Origin of the sequence: Phyllobacterium bourgognense (assembly GCF_003337575.1) — a bacterium.
Classification (GTDB): Bacteria; Pseudomonadota; Alphaproteobacteria; order Rhizobiales; family Rhizobiaceae; genus Phyllobacterium; species Phyllobacterium bourgognense.
In genome coordinates this window covers 149,889-166,710 of sequence record NZ_QPJM01000007.1, presented here as the reverse complement: position 1 = coordinate 166,710, position 16,822 = coordinate 149,889, and the positions used below count along the sequence as shown (strand labels likewise).

The following is a 16,822-nucleotide window of genomic DNA, read 5'->3' as shown; positions in this document are numbered from 1 at the left end:
TCCCAAAACCGGAATGATCTGATGCAGACGTTCTTCAGCATTGGCGTCGATGCCCTGGCCTACGGGATGATCCTGTTCGTCATCTCGATTGGCCTGTCGGTGACGATGGGCCTGATGCGGGTGATCAACCTCGCCCACGGCGCATTCGCCATGATCGGCGGCTATATCGCTTCCTATGCGGCGCGCGATCTCGGGCTTGGCTATGGCCTGGCGATCGTGATTGCCGTGCTTGGCACGATCATCATTGCCGTTCCGCTGGAACGTTTTCTCTACCGGCGGATTTATGGCGCACCGGAGCTGACGCAGGTGCTGATGACCATCGGCATCACCTTTTGCATTATCGGCCTTGCCAATTACGTGTTCGGTCCGACGCTGAAGACGATCCCCCTCCCCGCCGGACTGCAAGGTCCCGTCGATATCGGTTTCCGTACCATCGCGGCTCACAAGCTCTTTGCCATCGGCTGCGGTGTGGTTGTTGCGTTGGGGCTTTGGTATCTGATCGAGCGCACGTCCTTCGGTGTCAAACTGCGCGCCTCGGTGGACAATACGGCGATGGCGGCGGCGCTCGGCGTTCGCACCAAAATCGTCTATGCGGCAAGTTTCGCGCTTGCCGTTGGTCTTGCAGCCTTTGGCGGGGTGATCGGTGCGGAACTGCTGCCGGTCGAACCCTATTATGCCCTGCGCTACATGGTGACGTTTCTTGTCGTCGTTTCGGTCGGCGGTGCGGGTTCCATTTCCGGCGCGCTGATCGCCTGCCTGCTGCTCGGGGCCGTCGATACGACGGGACGCTATCTCGTGCCGGAATATGGTGAGTTCTTTTTCTATCTCGCGGTGATCGCCATCGTCTGGGTGTTTCCACGCGGTCTGATGGGAAGAGCCAAATGAGCGCAGAGGCATCTGTTACTGCAATGCCTGCCCAAAACAGGGGCTGGCAGCGCGACCTCATTGGCATCGCCGTCATATTGGTTGCGGCCATAGCCGGATACTTCCTGTTTCCCAACAATCTGGCGCTGCTGACGCGCATGATCGCGATCATGCTGCTGGTCCTGTCGCTCGATCTGGTGACCGGATATTGCGGTGTTGCGACGCTCGGTCATGCCGCACTCTTCGGCAGCGGCGCCTATGCGGCCGGAATCGCGGCGGCACATTTCGGGATCACCGAACCGATCACCATGATCGCCATCGGCGCAGTTGGCGGGGCTTTGGCGGGGCTGATTTCGGGCATCGTCATCCTGCGCGGACACGGCCTCGCCCAGCTTGTGCTGTCCATCGCCATCATCCATTTGTTCCACGAGGCGGCCAACAAGGCATCGGAATACACCGGGGGCAGCGATGGCCTCTCCGGCATCTCGCCCGATCCCGTCCTCGGAGTCTTCGAGTTCGATCTCTGGGGCCGCACCGCCTACGTCTTTGGTATCGTCCTGCTCCTCCTTGTATTCATACTCCTGCGCATTCTGGTCCGGTCACCCTTCGGCATGCTTTGTCGGGGTATCCGGCAGGATCCTGTTCGGGTCAGTGCAATGGGCGCCTCGGTCAAGCTCACCCTGATCAAGATGTATGTGATCTCGGGGTTGGTCGCGGGTGTCGGCGGCGCCTTCAATGCGGTATCGACACAGGTCGTCGGCCTCGACAGCCTGAGCTTCACCAATTCCGCCGAAGCGCTCGTCATGCTGGTTCTCGGTGGCGTGGGCTCGCTTTACGGAGCACTGATCGGCACGATAGCTTTTGTCTGGATCGAAGATCTGGTCTCTGCCGCCAACCCGTTCCATTGGCTGACGATCGTCGGCGCACTGCTGATTGCCGTGGTGTTGTTTGCGCCCAAGGGGCTTTATGGGACGGCCGCGACCCTCCTTGAGCGATACAGGCGGGGCGGCAAATGAGTCCACTCTTCGAGGTAGATCATCTCCAGAAGGCCTTTGGCGGGTTGAACGTTACGCGCGATGTCTCGCTGTCGCTGGGCAAGGGTGACCGCGTGGCGCTGATCGGCCCGAACGGCGCCGGGAAAACCACCTTCGTCAATCTGGTAACCGGCCATTTGCGTCCGGACTCCGGACAGGTCCTGATGGGCGGCGAAGACATTTCGCGATTCAATCCGATGAGGCGCGTGCGCGCCGGGTTGGTTCGCTCGTTTCAGGTGACACGGCTTTTTGCGGAGATGACCCCCGAAGAGCATGTCGCGCTGGCGATCCTGCAGCGGCAAGGAAAGTCCGGCCGAATGGCGGGTTCCTTTCAGGCCATGCCGGACGTGATGCGTGAAACCTATGAAACTCTGGAGACGCTCAATCTGACGGCACTCGGGCGGGTTCCGGTCAGCGAGATCGCCTATGGGCAACAGCGCCTTCTGGAAATTGCGCTGGCGCTGGCGCTTCGACCGAAGGTGCTGTTGCTCGACGAACCGGCCGCGGGCGTGCCGCACAGCGATACGTTCCTGATCGAGAATGCATTGGCGCAACTGCCGGCCGATCTCGCGGTGCTGATGATCGAGCATGACATGGATCTGGTTTTTCGGTTTGCCAAGAGGGTGATCGTGCTGGCGGCCGGTGAAATCATCTTCGACGGTCTTCCAGGCGATGCGACGAATGACGCGCGGGTACGCGAGGCCTATCTCGGAGGGTATGCCAATGGCAGCGCGGCTTGAAGTCAAAGGTCTGAGCGCCGGTTATGGCCCAACGCGGGTCCTCGAAGATATTTCCTTCACCGCCGAGGCTGGTGCGCGCATCGCGGTGCTTGGACGAAACGGCGTCGGCAAGACGACATTGTTTGCAACGCTGGCGGGGCAGACACGGCGCTATGACGGCACGATCAAACTCGGCGATGCGGACCTTACCCATATGGAAAGCTCTGCCCGGGCCTGGAGCGGGCTTGGCTTCGTACCGCAATCACGCAGTATCTTTCCATCGCTGACTGTCGAAGAGAATCTTTTCGTCGGGTTGAAGGGACGGCCGCGTAGTGCGTTGCAGGAGGCCTACGACATGTTCCCGCGACTCTACGAGCGGCGGGCGAATTCCGGGGCAAAGCTTTCCGGGGGCGAACAGCAGATGCTCTCGACCGCCCGCACCATTCTCGGCAAGCCGACTGTGCTGCTGCTCGACGAGCCCCTGGAGGGGCTGGCGCCCGTCATATGCGAGGAACTGATGGCGGCGTTTTCGCAACTCGCCTCGAGCGGCGAGATGACCATCCTGCTCGTCGAACAGCGCATCCAGAGCGCTCTCGATTTTGCCGAACGGGTGATCATTCTCGAACGCGGCCGCATCGTATGGGATGGTTCATCGGACCAACTGGCGGGCGATCGAGACACGGTCGATCAATTGCTCGGCGTGGCGAGCGTTCCGCGTTGATTTCGCCTCCACTGGAGGAATTGTGGAAAGAATGTGGCGGTGCAGGGGTGCTTCTCCACATCAGGTTGCATTCGATTGTGGATTGAAACAATCAACATATTGGAATAATTGACAAATTTCCTCCGGTTATTCCTTAGAATTCTTCTAATATATTGTTATTGCTTCGTTTTTCGCGACAGTCTATGACTCCCGCGGCCCCAAGGCGCGTCTCAAAGAGACGTCAATGGTTGGCCGAGGGTCTGATCTATGCTCGTTCCATTCCTGATAATGCTGCGTGAGGGCATCGAGGCGGCTCTGATCGTGGGCATTGTCGCGAGCTATCTGAAGCAGACTGGTCGAGGTGAATGGATGCCGGCGGTTTGGGTCGGGATTCTGCTTGCCATAGCGCTGTCGCTCTTCGTCGGAGCCGGGCTGCAGATGGTCAGTGCCGAGTTCCCCCAGAAGGCGCAGGAATTCTTCGAGGCCATTGTCGGGCTGGTTGCCGTCATCGTTTTGTCGTCGATGGTTTTCTGGATGCGCAAGGCGGCGCGCTCGATCAAATCGGAACTGCATCATTCGATCGACTCGGCTTTTTCGCATTCGACAGGACAGGCCCCCGCGCTGATCGCCATGGTGTTCTTCGCTGTGGCCCGTGAAGGGCTCGAATCGGTATTCTTCCTGCTCGCCATTTTCCAGCAGAGCACCAACAGCGATGCGCCGCTTGGCGCGCTTCTCGGCATTCTGGTGTCGATCGTGGTTGGCTATGGCATCTATATGGGCGGTATCCGCCTCAATCTGCGCCGGTTCTTCTTCTGGACGGGTCTTTTCATATTGGTGGTCGCTGCCGGGATATTGGCGGGCACATTGCGGCATTTCCACGAGGCGGGTGTCTGGAACAGTCTCCAGACGATTGTCATCGACCTGAGCGGCATCCTGCCGGTGAGCAGCCCATTGGGTACGTTGCTCTCCGGAATGTTCGGCTATCAGGATATGCCGACGCTGGGCGAAATCATCGTCTACGTCGCCTTCCTATCCATCAGCATCTTCATGTTCCTGCGACCAGCGGGCAGTCGCACAACTGCCGCCCAACCTTCCCATTGATCGCCACCTATTGACCGAAAGAAGTTTATATGACGCAAACCGCCGGCTCCAGTTCTCCCCGCCCTTCATCGCAAAAGCTGATGAAGCTGGCGGTTGCCGGGGCCGCCCTTCTCGTCGTTGCAGGCGGCGTGGCCTTCTACTATGCATCGAAAGGTTTGAAATCGGCGGGTTCAGGCGAGGCAATCACTGTCACGATCAACGACAGCGCATGCGATCCCAACGAGATTACGGTTCCGGCCGGGCGTTCGACCTTCACCATCGTCAACAAATCCAACCGCGCGCTTGAGTGGGAAATCCTCGACGGCGTGATGGTTCTGGAAGAGCGCGAGAATATCGTGCCGGGCTTTACCCAGACGATGCAGGCAAAACTCAAGGCCGGAACCTACGAGATCACCTGCGGCCTGCTCAACAATCCGCGTGGAACCTTGCACGTCACGCCATCTGCCGAGTCCGAAGCCGAGGCTGCGCGGCCGGCGCTGGTATCGTTTATCGGTCCGCTGGCCGAATTCCAGGTGTTCATGGTGATGCAGGCGAATTCGCTGGTGAAGGCGACGAAGGCTCTCGACGACGCAGTCAAGGCCGGCGATCTCGAGAAGGCGCGGGAATCCTACCAGAAGGCGCGTGCTCCCTACAAGCAGATCGAACCGATGGCTGACCTCTTTGCCGATCTCCACAATGCAATCGATCCGGTGGCGGATTATCTCGAAAAGCGCGAGGAGGATCCGGGGTTCACCGGCTTCCATCGCGTGGAATACGGTCTCTACGCCAAGAACAGCCTTGACGGGCTGGCGCCAGTCTCGGCGAAGCTACTGGCCGACGTGACGGCGCTGAAGGACCGGATACGCGGCCTGCGCATTCCGCCCGAGCAGATCGCCAAGGGCGCGGGGCGGCTTGTCGGGCAGATTGCCGATACGAAGATCGCCGCGGGTGAAGATCACTACGCGCAGACCGATCTTGCGGACTTCGAGGCCAATATTGCCGGGGTTTCACGAATGATGGCGCTCTTGAAGCCCGTTGCGGTGCAGGCCGCGCCACAGGTGGTGGCCGATATCGACAGCCGCCTGACAGAGACCAACGGCGCGTTGACTGCGCTCAAGGGTCCGGACGGTTATCCAGCCTACGACAAGGTGAACGCGGATAGCCGCAAGGCACTGGCGCAGAAGATGCAAGGGCTGGCCGAGGCGATCGGCAAGCTCAATGCGGCCGTAGGACTGGAGTAACGGCGATGACAACCAACGACAACAAACTGGTGACAACACGGCGCAACGTGCTTTTCGGTGTCGGTGCTGCAGGCAGCGCCCTGACCACCGGACTGACCACGGCACGGGCGGCGGAAAAGCAGGGCGGACAGGTCACCGATGCGCCCGTCAGCGACAAGACGCAGGAGCGTCAGTCATTCTACGGTCTGCATCAGGCGGGCATCGTCACACCGCGCCCGGCGGCGGGCATGATCGCCTCGTTTCACGTACTGGCGAAAACGCCTGCAGACGTGGAGCGGCTGTTCCGGACGCTGTCGAGCCGCATCGCCTTCCTGATGCAAGGCGGCACGCCGCCAGAACTGGACGACAAGCTGCCACCGGCAGATTCAGGACTGCTGGGGCCGGTGATTCCGCCTGACAATCTGACGATTACTGTTTCGCTCGGTTCTTCGTTCTTCGATGACCGCTATTGGCTGGCGCCGCACAAACCTGCGCGTCTTTCGCGCATGAAGGCCTTCCGCAATGATGCGCTGGATGCCGATTTGTGCCACGGCGACCTGGCGTTGCAGATCAGCTCTAACACGCCGGACACGAACATCCACGCCCTGCGCGACGTCCTGAAAAACCTGCCCGATCTGATGGTGCTTCGCTGGAAACAGGAAGGCTCGGTGCCTGTCCTGCCGCCGAAACCGGACGGAACTCATGAAAGCGCGCGCAATTTCCTCGGCTTCCGGGACGGTTCGGCCAATCCCGATGCCAACAATGCTGCGCTGATGGACAAAATCGTCTGGGTACCGGAAAACGGCGCGGAGCCCGCATGGACGCGCGGCGGATCCTATCAGGCGGTGCGCATCATCCGTAATTTCGTCGAACGCTGGGACCGCACGCCGCTCGGCGAGCAGGAGCGCATCATCGGCCGCAAGAAGGCGACGGGCGCACCGCATGGCGGCGGAAGTACCGAGCACGATGTGCCTGACTATTCCAAGGATCCGGAAGGGACGATAACGCCGCTCGACGCGCATATAAGGCTTGCCAATTTTCGCACGCAGGCCTCCGAAGCAAACCTCATTCTTCGCCGCCCCTTCAACTATTCGAACGGGGTGAGCAAATCCGGCCAGCTCGAACAGGGGCTCCTGTTCATCTGCTATCAGGCGGATCTGGAGAAGGGCTTCATCACGGTGCAGCGCCAGCTCGATGGCGAGCCGCTCGAGGAATACATCAAGCCGATTGGCGGCGGCTTTTTCTTCACGCCACCCGGACCGCAGGACGAAAGCGATTTTGTCGGCCGGACATTATTGGAAGCAGCGGGTCACGACGTGGTCCGCAAATCTTAAGGGGACTAAGGATGAAACTCAAACTTGTACTATCTGCCAGCCTGTTGGCACTTGCAGCCGCGGCTTTGCCGCGAATGGCAAATGCCGAGGTTGCACCGCTCGATCTCGTTCAACCAATTGCCGACTACAAGATCTACGTGTCGGAGCACGCTGAAAAACTCGTCGCTGATACCAAAGTATTCACCGACGCGGTCAAGGCGGGCGATGTGGACAAGGCCAAGTCGCTCTTCGGTTCCACGCGCATGAGCTACGAAGCGATCGAGCCGATCGCAGAGTTGTTCAGCGATCTCGACGGCTCGATCGATTCACGCGCCGACGACCATGAAAAGGCGGAGAAGGATCCGGAGTTCACCGGTTTCCACCGTATCGAATACGGCCTCTTTTCAGAAAACAGCACCAAGGACCTCGGACCATTCGCCGACAAGCTGATGGCCGACGTGACCGAGCTCAACAAGCGCATTACAGATTTGACGCTGCCACCCGAGAAGGTTGTCGGTGGTGCGGCCGTGCTTATGGAAGAAGTTGCGGCGACCAAGATTTCCGGTGAAGAAGATCGCTACAGCCACACCGATCTTTGGGACTTCAAGGCGAACTTCGATGGCTCGCGCAAGATTTTCGATCTTGTGCGTCCGCTGGTCGAAAAGGAAGACAGCGCCTTCGTGACCAAGGTATCGGGCAATTTCGACAAGGTCGATACGACGTTGGCCAAGTACAAGACGGCCGACGGCTATGAGCTCTATGACAAGCTCACCGAAGATGACCGTGCCGTGTTGGCTGCTGCCGTGAATACGCTCGCCGAAGACCTGTCGACGCTGCGCGGGAAGCTGGGTCTGAACTAAGCCTTTTGATTTCTTCACCCTGATGGGCATCTGATGCGGTTTTCTACGCTTCCGGTGCTCACGGACCAATAAGTCCGCTGCGCTCCGGTTCTCGAAAAACCACACCAGCTGACTCATCAGGCTGAATTCTCAAAACGCTACTACGCCACCTTTGCAACCCGGCTCGATCGTTCCGATCGGGCCGGGTTTTTTGGTGCGGCGGTCATAGGTTCAAGAGCCGGCTCCAAGAGTGCCGCCTCTTCCCCTCCCCCTTGTGGGAGGGAGGCTGCGCAGCAGCAGGGACGGGTCTCTTAAGCCTGACGGCGACCAAATATCTAGAAAGGGCCCCTCCCCGGCCCTGCGGTCCGCCCCTCCCCACAAGGGGGAGGGTCAAGAACCTGCGGTCTGCAGGACCCTCCCCTCCCCTTTTCCTGTGCACCCCAAACCACCCCTTGCAAATTTACGATTTATTAAATATCGTAATTTCAGTAATTACTGAAATCACAGTTGCAACGGGATAAACCGATGAATCTGCCGCCACTCGTTCAATCCTTCGTTCTGCACTTCGGCGAAATGGGGAGCCGGTGGGGCATCAACCGCACTGTCGGCCAGATCTATGCGCTGCTTTATGTCTCGCCCGATCCGCTCAATGCCGAGCAGATCGTCGATGCGCTGGGAATTTCCCGCTCGAATGTGTCGATGAGCTTGCGCGAGTTGCAGGCATGGAACCTTGTCCTGCTTAAACATCTTCCCGACGATCGCCGCGATTTCTTCACGACGCCGGACGATGTCTGGCAGATTCTACGCACACTTGCAGAGGAACGAAAGAAACGCGAAGTCGACCCGACACTGTCTGTTTTGCGCGAAATCCTGATGCAGCAGCCGGCAAGCGACGCAGAACGCCACGCGCAGGCACGGATGGGCGAGATGCACAGCCTCATCGAGCAACTGACTAATTGGTACGACGACGTCAAGAAACTTGAGACGGACCGCTTGGCGACCCTATTGACGCTGGGTGCGAAAGTCACAAGACTGCTGGAGGCGAAGGACAAGATCGTATCCCTCGGCAGGTCGAAGCGTTCTCCCGAGAAGGGTTGAAGTGATGGCACCGGCAGCACATTCGTCCTCGATAGCGCTCCGCACGCAGAGTGATTTTGTGAACGACAGTGCAACGCTGCGGTCCGCGTCATCAAATTTAGTGGAAAAATCCGCGAGTTCTCCTGACGCTGCACGCGCCGAGAGGGTGGCGCCCATTGTTCAGGTGCTCGCATCGCTGTTGTGGTTGCCGCAGGCTTTGCTCCTCGCTACAGGTGTGGGCAGCATCGTTGCCGGCAAAGGAATGGCGAATATCTACTGGCTGGTTCTTGGCGTCGTTGTGATTGGCGTGTTCCGGGCACTGCTCGATGCGTTTGGAAGCCGGCTCGCTTTTCGTGCCGCCCGCACCGTGTTGACCACGAAACGCGACAAGGCTGTGGCAGCGCTGACCCGGCGCTCGCCGCTGGATATGGAACGACCCGCTTCCGGCTTCGCGGCGAGTGTGCTCGCTGAGCAGGCAGAGGCCATCGTACCCTATCTTTCGCGCTTTCGCCCGGCGCGGCTGAAGGCAACGATTGTTCCCGTTGCTATTATGCTTTGTGTCCTGCCGTTGTCCTGGGTGGTAGCTATAGTCCTGTTAGTTTCCGCTCCTCTGATTCCGGTTTTCATGGCGCTGATCGGCTGGCGTGCCAAAGCGGCGAGCGAGAAACAGCTTGTCGAAATGGGCGGCATGAATGCGTTCCTGCTCGACCGGCTGCGCGGTTTGGGCACCATCCGTTCACTGGACGCCGTGGATTTGACCGCGCATCGCCTGCGCGACAATGCGCAATCGCTGCGGGTACGCACGATGGCGGTGCTTAAAATAGCGTTTCTGTCATCCGCGGTGCTTGAGCTGTTTGCGGCACTAGGTGTTGCCATGGTCGCCGTCTATGTTGGTTTCCACCTGCTCGGCCAGTTGAATTTCGGTGCCTGGGGCGGGCGTTTGAGCCTGACCGAAGGCCTGTTCATTCTTTTGCTTGCACCGGCTTTCTTCGAGCCGCTGCGTGAATTGTCCTCGGTCTGGCACGACCGGGCTGCGGGCGAGGCCGCGATCGAAGCCCTGGACAAGCTGTCCGATGATGGCGTTGTCATGCCGGGTGCCGACAAGGGCGCTACGCAGACAATTGCGATCCATGCGGCAGTTCCAGGCGTCCAGGTTGGAAAGATCACATTCCACTACAAGGGCAATGGCTCTGCGGTTTTTGACCAATTCAGCCTCGATGTTTTGCCGGCTGAGCACATTGCGCTGCTGGGTCCAAGCGGCTCGGGAAAATCCACGCTTCTCGCTTTGATCGCCGGACTCGCGCCTTGTGAAAGCGGACGGATCGCAGTTGGAAACATTCCCCTCACGCCGGCCACGGCGGCGGAGCTTCGGACAGGCATTGCCTGGGTCGGACAGAAGCCGCATATTTTCGCTGGTACGGTTGCGGACAATGTAGCGCTGGGCCGCCCGGAAATCGGATCCGATGAGATAGGAGCCGCGCTCGGCAAGGCGGCCCTGCAGGACGTGGCCAATGCGCATGCAAACGCGCCGATCGGTGAAGGCGGATCGGGCCTTTCCGGCGGGGAAACCTTAAGGCTTGCTTTGGCGCGCGCGGCTGCCAATCCGGATGCAGGGCTGATCCTCGCGGATGAACCGACCGCACATCTCGATACGAGCACAGCCAATGAAATCATGGATAGCCTGCTGAGAATCGCAGCCGGCAAGACGCTCATCGTCGCGACGCACGATCCTGTCCTGGCAAGCCGCATGGACAGAGTTGTCATCCTGCCGTCTCAAACACCGCAGGAGGGGTTGTGATGGCCCTGTGGAGCGCATTCAGACCCATATTGGCGCTATTCCTCACTGAGTGGCGCGCCGCGCTTCTGGCGGGCGCTCTGCTGGCGGCGGCAACAGTGCTCGCCGGTATCGCCCTGCTTGGCCTTTCCGGCTGGTTCATTACCGCCACGGCAATAGCGGGGCTGTCGTCAGCCACTGCATTCGCTTTCGATGTTTTTGCGCCCGCCGCAGCGATCCGTTTTCTGGCTCTCGCCCGCACCGCCGCACGCTACGGCGAACGCCTGACCACGCACGACGCAACGCTTGGTGTGCTGGCGGGATTGCGCGCAGAAGTTTTCCGCAATTGGGCTCAACGCCGAGCGGCGCAGAGGCTGTTGAAGCGTCCGGCAAGGCTGCTGTTTCGCCTGACTGCCGATATCGATGCTCTCGATTCGCTTTATCTGCGCATTCTCGTCCCCGCGGCCGTCGCGCTTTGCACGGCGCTCGCCATTGCTGCCGCTCTCGGGCTCATGCATCCGCTGTTGGGTCTTGCCGCAGGATCGTGGCTGCTGTTGACCGGGTTCGGCATTCCGCTCATCGCTGCGCGCTTCGCCGCAAAACCATCGCGCCGCCGCGCTCATGCCTTGGAGACCCTGCGCTCGCGCACGATCGATCTTGTCGCCGGGCAAATCGACCTGGTCATGGCCGGACGGCTGGACGCCCAGCGGAATGCGATCATGGCTTCCGATCGTCGCCTTTCGCAAACGGATGATGCACTGAATCGTATCGAGATGTTTGTCACAGCCGGTTTCGGCATAGCCTCGGCAATCCTGCTCGGCGGCACTCTTTATGCGGTCGCTCTATTGGCCAGTGGTGGCGTGATCGGTGGGCCGGTTGCGGCCCTCGGTCTGCTGATCGCGCTGGCAGCACTGGAACCCTTTGCCGGGCTGCGCCGCGGCGCGGTTGAACTCGGGCGCACTGTGCTTGCCGCAAAGCGCATCGGTCCGAACATCGCCCCCCTCCCCTCCCCCGAACCACCGGTTTCTCCACGAGGTGAACTGGCGGTTGAACTCAAGGACGTTTCGGTCTGCTACGATGGCTCACCCCTCCCGACGCTTCGGCATCTGTCACTGTCGCTTGTTCGCGGTGAACGCCTCGCACTTGTCGGGGCGAGCGGTGCCGGCAAGTCCACACTGCTGGCACTGATCGCTGGCGAGATCGCAGCTAAAGTGGGCAGCGTCGCATGCCTCCCCGCTACCCTTCTGACACAGAGAACAGAGCTCTTTCAGGACAGTCTGCGTGACAATCTCCGGCTTGCCGATCGAGGTGCCGACGATACGCGTCTTCTCGACGTTCTTGCTACAGCAGGCCTTGGACAGTTCGTCGCCGCCCTGCCGGCAGGTCTGGATACCATGCTTGGCGAAGGCGGGTTTGGGATTTCCGGCGGTCAGGCCCGCCGTTTGGCGCTGGCGCGGCTGCTTTTGCGCGACACGCCTCTCTGGCTGCTGGATGAGCCGACCGAGGGTCTCGACGGAGATACAGCCCGTGACGTGCTTCAGCGCCTTCGAGCACAGATGCAAGGCCGTTCTGTCGTCATCGCCACGCATATCAGGCGGGAGGCGATGATCGCCGACCGGCTGCTGGTTCTCGAACGCGGGCGCGTCGTTGGCGCGCCGCGATGCGGAGAACAGGAATTCGACGCTGCCCTCGCCGCGCTGCGGCCGGACTGAGACAAGACCGAGGCAGAATTTATTCGGCGTTCACTCCAGGTGAAGGCCGCTAACAGGGGGCCGGAACGATCCGGCAGAAGCAATGGAACTCGATATCGTGGCGCTGTCGCGCCTGCAATTTGCGATCACAGCTCTCTACCACTTTCTCTTCGTGCCCTTGACGCTTGGACTGTCCGTCCTTCTGGCGATCATGGAGACGGTCTATGTGATGACCGGCCGCGTCATCTGGCGCCAGATGACCAAATTCTGGGGCGTACTATTCGGTATCAATTTTGCCCTCGGTGTCGCCACCGGCATAGTCATGGAATTTCAGTTCGGCATGAACTGGAGCTATTACAGCCACTATGTCGGCGATATTTTCGGCGCACCGCTGGCGATCGAAGGACTGATGGCGTTCTTCCTTGAGGCAACGTTCGTCGGGCTGTTCTTCTTCGGTTGGGACAAGCTTTCCAAGGTCGGACATCTGGCGGCGACCTGGGCGGTGGCAGCGGGATCGAATTTCTCGGCGCTGTGGATACTCATCGCCAACGGCTGGATGCAAAACCCTGTGGGTTCCGCCTTCAATCCGCAGACGATGCGCATGGAAGTCGTTGATTTTTATGAGGTTTTGTTCAATCCAGTCGCGCAGGCGAAGTTTGTACACACCGTGTCTGCGGGTTACGTCACGGCATCGATTTTCGTACTCGGTGTCTCGGCCTGGTATGCCCTCAAAGGCAGGCACATCGAGATCGCCAAGCGCTCAATGACTGTTGCTGCTTCGTTTGGCCTTGCCTCGGCGCTTTCGGTCGTGGTTCTCGGCGACGAGAGCGGCTATCTCTCCACCGAACACCAGAAAATGAAACTCGCCTCGATCGAGGCGATGTGGAAGACCGAGCCTGCCCCGGCTGCGTTCACGGCTTTTGGGTTTCCCGACCAGGAAGCACGCGAGACGCACTATGCCGTGCACATCCCCTGGGTCATGGGGCTGATCGGCACGCGGTCGCTGACGACGGTCATTCCCGGCATCGAAGAACTGGTCGACCATGCTAGATCGAGGATACGCCAGGGTTTGATTGCCTATGATGCGCTCCAGCGCATACGGGAGGCAGGCAGCACGACGACTGTCCCGGCCGAGGTGCGCGAGGCATTCGAAGCGAATGGCGCCGATCTCGGATACGCGCTTCTGTTGAAACGCTATGTGGACGATCCGCGGCAAGCCACCGACGACCAGATCGAGAAGGCAGCATGGGACACTGTGCCAAATGTACCCACGCTGTTCTGGTCGTTCCGCATCATGGTCGGGCTCGGTATATTCTTTATCCTTCTCACGGCGACATTCTTCATCCTGTCCATACGGCGCAAGATCGATGCCTATCCCTGGCTGCTGCGTATCGCGGTGTTTGCGATCCCCCTCCCCTGGGTTGCCGCGGAGCTTGGCTGGGTCGTTGCGGAGTTTGGCCGGCAACCCTGGGTCATCGAGGGCGTGTTGCCGACGGCCGCTGCGGTTTCCAATCTGGGTGCAACGTCGCTGCTTATCACCATCGGAGGTTTCGTCGTGATCTACACAACGCTCTTCATCGTCGAGATGGGCCTGATGCTGAAAGCAATCGCCAAGGGACCGGAACCCGACTTCGAGCCGGAAGCGAAGCTGATTTCCCCTAATATCGTGCCAGCGGAGTAAACGATCATGATCCTCAGCGAACTTCTCGACTACGATACCCTGCGGATGATCTGGTGGCTGCTGATCGGCGTCCTCCTGATCGGGTTCGCCATCACCGATGGTTTCGATCTCGGCACCGGTACGCTGCTGCCGTTCGTGGCAAAAACCGATATGGAACGGCGCATCGTCATCAATACGATTGGTCCGATCTGGGAAGGCAACCAGGTCTGGCTCATTGTTGGCGGGGGTGCGATCTTCGCGGCCTGGCCGCCGCTCTATGCGGTGTCCTTCTCGGGCTTTTATCTCGCCATGTTCATCATACTGGCATCGCTTATCCTGCGCCCCGTCGGCTTCAAGTACAGGTCGAAGCGGGATAGCGATACCTGGCGTGCTGCCTGGGATTGCGCCTTGTTCATCGGCGGCTTTGTGCCGGCGCTGATTTTCGGTGTGGCCATGGGCAATATCTTGCAGGGCGTTCCCTTCCGTTTCAACAACGATCTTCGCATCTTCTACGAAGGCTCGTTCTTCGGCCTGCTGAACCCGTTCGCGCTGCTGTGCGGTCTCCTCTCGGTGGCCATGCTGGTCATGCATGGCGGTGCATGGCTCGTGTTGAAGACTTCAGGACCCGTGGCGGAGCGTGCCCGCGGATATGGCAGTGGTGCAGCGCTGATCACGATCGGTCTGTTCGGCCTTGCCGGGCTGTGGGTATGGGCCGGAGACGGCGGTTACCGCATAACCAGCCCTGTCGACCCTACAGGCGTATCGAACCCGCTTATGAAAACTGTCATTGAAGAAAGCGGTGCATGGTTTGCCAATTATGGCAGCTATCCGGTGCTTCTGCTGGCCCCGATCTTCGGCTTCATTGGCGCAGCTGGCGCGCTTGTCGGGCTGAGGGCAAGGTGGGAGATCGCGACGATCCTTTCGAGCGCGCTGTCTATCTTCGGCATCATCTCGACAGTGGGCGTCTCGATGTTTCCGTTTATACTCCCGTCCTCTCTCGATCCGAGGTCCAGCCTGACCGTGTGGGACGCATCGTCCAGCCATTTGACCCTGTTCATCATGCTGGTCGTCACGGTGATTTTCATTCCGCTGATCGTCGCCTATACGAGCTGGGTCTATCACGTGCTCTGGGGCAAGGTCGATGAAGATGCAATCAACGACGAGAGCGGTCACGCCTACTAACGAAAGGACAAGGACATGTGGTATTTCGCCTGGCTTCTCGGATTGCCCTTCGCCGCCGCCTTCGCTGTACTGAATGCGATGTGGTACGAACTGGTGGAAGACGATAAATCCCGCAAGAACGCGGCAGAGGAGTAGTTTTATAGGCAGCCCTCGCCGCATGATCCGCCGATATTTACTGCGGTAAAATTGGCGGATTTATCGAGCAAAAACAAATCCCGTACTACTCTGGGATTCATCTATCGAAACAGGGATTGTGCAGTAAAGTTGTTAGCTTCACGCGCGTTAACCTTTTGTTAACCTAAAAATTCTTGCCGGATCAATCGAATCGGAGCTTAATAGCGGTTCTTAAAAGGATTGCTTTGAAAAAGCGCTATTAGAGGTTTCGATTCCGATGAACATCGCAATGCCTCTGCCAAAGTTCGAGTTCGATGACAAGATCCTCGATCAGGGTGCGGAGATTTCTCGCCGGCTGAATCAGCTTCGGATGGAAAAATTTCCACCGAATGCGAAGAAGACATTGCGGCAGTTCTCCATGGCCGAGGTAGCCCACTATCTTGGCGTGACGCAGAATAATCTCAAGCGCCTGCACCTCGAAGGAAAAGGTCCGGTCCCTGCCCAGGTATCGTCAGGTCGCCGTTCCTATACTGCTGAGCAGATGCTGGAGCTGCGGCATTATCTCGACCGCAACGGCCGCACGGAAGTGAAGAAGTATGTGCCGCACCGCAAGCAGGGCGACAAGCTGCAGGTTATCGCTGTCGTCAACTTCAAGGGCGGATCGGGCAAGACGACGACAGCGGCGCATCTCTCGCAATATCTGGCGCTGACCGGCCACCGCATCCTTGCCATCGATCTCGATCCACAAGCCTCGCTGTCGGCGCTGCACGGGTTCCAGCCGGAGCTCGACCGGAACCTGTCGCTTTACGAAGCTATCCGTTACGACGACGAGCGCAGGCCCATATCGGAAGTGATTCTTCCTACCAATTTTCCTGGCCTCGACATCATTCCTGCCAATCTCGAATTGCAGGAATATGAGTACGACACGCCGCTTGCCATGCAGGACAAAGTTTCGCGCGAGGGCAGGCAGTTCTTCACCCGTATCGCCAGTGCGCTCGAGGAAGTAGACGGCCGCTACGATGTTGTGGTCATCGATTGCCCGCCGCAACTGGGCTATCTGACACTGACGGCCATGTCGGCTGCGACATCCGTATTGATCACCGTGCATCCGCAGATGCTCGACCTCATGTCGATGTCGCAATTCCTGCTGATGCTTGGTGGCATCCTCAAGACGGTCAAACAAGCCGGAGCACGTGTTGAACTCGATTGGTTCCGCTATCTTATCACACGCTATGAGCCGATGGATATCCCGCAAGCGCAGATGGTCGGGTTCATGCAGTCCATGCTGGCGGAGGAGATCCTTACCAATCCAATGCTGAAATCGACGGCGGTGTCGGATGCGGGCCTGACCAAGCAGACACTCTACGAAGTCGAGAAAACGAGCTTCACGCGCACGACCTATGAACGCGCTATTGAATCGCTGGACGCTGTGAATTCAGAAATTACAGCCCTCGTTCACAGAGCGTGGGGGCGCTGATATGACAAGCAGGTTTACGGCGGTAAAAACGATGCATTTTGCCTGTGAAATCAGTTTCTTAATCCGAAACGGGAGCAG

At 59.2% G+C, this 16,822-nt stretch carries 15 protein-coding genes; all 15 read left to right on the top strand.

From position 1 onward, the window contains the following. Positions 1 to 21: 21 nt before the first annotated feature. The 15 genes from C7476_RS14465 (at position 22) to repA (ending at position 16,744) form a co-directional block, all read left to right on the top strand. Positions 22 to 885: a branched-chain amino acid ABC transporter permease gene (locus tag C7476_RS14465; RefSeq protein WP_114430610.1), complete on the top strand. Its 864-nt coding sequence runs from the start codon at positions 22 to 24 to the stop codon at positions 883 to 885. Next, positions 882 to 1,880 carry a branched-chain amino acid ABC transporter permease gene (locus tag C7476_RS14460; RefSeq protein ID WP_114430609.1) on the top strand — a complete coding sequence of 333 codons (999 nt, stop codon included), beginning with the start codon at positions 882 to 884 and terminating at the stop codon, positions 1,878 to 1,880. The genes C7476_RS14465 and C7476_RS14460 overlap by 4 nt, the downstream gene beginning before the upstream one ends. Continuing rightward, on the top strand, positions 1,877 to 2,638 hold the full coding sequence (locus C7476_RS14455) for an ABC transporter ATP-binding protein (RefSeq protein WP_114430608.1): 762 nt from the start codon (positions 1,877 to 1,879) through the stop codon (positions 2,636 to 2,638). The genes C7476_RS14460 and C7476_RS14455 overlap by 4 nt, the downstream gene beginning before the upstream one ends. Further along, entirely contained in the window at positions 2,616 to 3,338 is a 723-nt protein-coding gene (locus tag C7476_RS14450; protein ID WP_114430607.1) for an ABC transporter ATP-binding protein, read from the top strand. The genes C7476_RS14455 and C7476_RS14450 overlap by 23 nt, the downstream gene beginning before the upstream one ends. Positions 3,339 to 3,584: 246 nt before the next feature. Beyond that, the gene (efeU, locus tag C7476_RS14445) at positions 3,585 to 4,418 is read left to right on the top strand and encodes an iron uptake transporter permease EfeU (RefSeq protein WP_114430606.1); all 834 of its coding nucleotides are present in this window, start codon (positions 3,585 to 3,587) and stop codon (positions 4,416 to 4,418) included. A 29-nt stretch (positions 4,419 to 4,447) separates the two neighbouring features. Next, on the top strand, positions 4,448 to 5,638 hold the full coding sequence (efeO, locus tag C7476_RS14440) for an iron uptake system protein EfeO (protein ID WP_114430605.1): 1,191 nt from the start codon (positions 4,448 to 4,450) through the stop codon (positions 5,636 to 5,638). A 5-nt stretch (positions 5,639 to 5,643) separates the two neighbouring features. Beyond that, on the top strand, positions 5,644 to 6,951 hold the full coding sequence (gene efeB, locus C7476_RS14435; RefSeq protein ID WP_114430604.1) for an iron uptake transporter deferrochelatase/peroxidase subunit: 1,308 nt from the start codon (positions 5,644 to 5,646) through the stop codon (positions 6,949 to 6,951). 11 nt (positions 6,952 to 6,962) lie between these two features. After that, on the top strand, positions 6,963 to 7,790 hold the full coding sequence (efeO, locus tag C7476_RS14430; protein WP_114430603.1) for an iron uptake system protein EfeO: 828 nt from the start codon (positions 6,963 to 6,965) through the stop codon (positions 7,788 to 7,790). Between the two features lie 504 nt (positions 7,791 to 8,294). After that, on the top strand, positions 8,295 to 8,867 hold the full coding sequence (locus tag C7476_RS14425; RefSeq protein ID WP_112531168.1) for a GbsR/MarR family transcriptional regulator: 573 nt from the start codon (positions 8,295 to 8,297) through the stop codon (positions 8,865 to 8,867). Between the two features lie 4 nt (positions 8,868 to 8,871). After that, positions 8,872 to 10,644 (top strand): thiol reductant ABC exporter subunit CydD, encoded by a 1,773-nt coding sequence (cydD, locus tag C7476_RS14420; protein WP_114430602.1) that lies wholly within the window; start codon positions 8,872 to 8,874, stop codon positions 10,642 to 10,644. Further along, positions 10,644 to 12,332 carry a thiol reductant ABC exporter subunit CydC gene (gene cydC / locus C7476_RS14415; RefSeq protein WP_114430601.1) on the top strand — a complete coding sequence of 563 codons (1,689 nt, stop codon included), beginning with the start codon at positions 10,644 to 10,646 and terminating at the stop codon, positions 12,330 to 12,332. The genes cydD and cydC overlap by 1 nt, the downstream gene beginning before the upstream one ends. Before the next feature lie 82 nt (positions 12,333 to 12,414). Then, positions 12,415 to 13,992: a cytochrome ubiquinol oxidase subunit I gene (locus C7476_RS14410; protein WP_114430600.1), complete on the top strand. Its 1,578-nt coding sequence runs from the start codon at positions 12,415 to 12,417 to the stop codon at positions 13,990 to 13,992. Positions 13,993 to 13,998: 6 nt separating this feature from the next. Continuing rightward, positions 13,999 to 15,153 carry a cytochrome d ubiquinol oxidase subunit II gene (gene cydB, locus C7476_RS14405; RefSeq protein WP_114430599.1) on the top strand — a complete coding sequence of 385 codons (1,155 nt, stop codon included), beginning with the start codon at positions 13,999 to 14,001 and terminating at the stop codon, positions 15,151 to 15,153. A gap of 15 nt (positions 15,154 to 15,168) precedes the next feature. Next, positions 15,169 to 15,288: a cytochrome bd-I oxidase subunit CydX gene (cydX, locus tag C7476_RS14400; RefSeq protein WP_114430598.1), complete on the top strand. Its 120-nt coding sequence runs from the start codon at positions 15,169 to 15,171 to the stop codon at positions 15,286 to 15,288. Positions 15,289 to 15,544: 256 nt separating this feature from the next. Beyond that, positions 15,545 to 16,744, top strand: coding sequence for a plasmid partitioning protein RepA (gene repA, locus C7476_RS14395; RefSeq protein WP_114430597.1), 1,200 nt, complete (start codon positions 15,545 to 15,547; stop codon positions 16,742 to 16,744). Positions 16,745 to 16,822 lie beyond the last annotated feature (78 nt).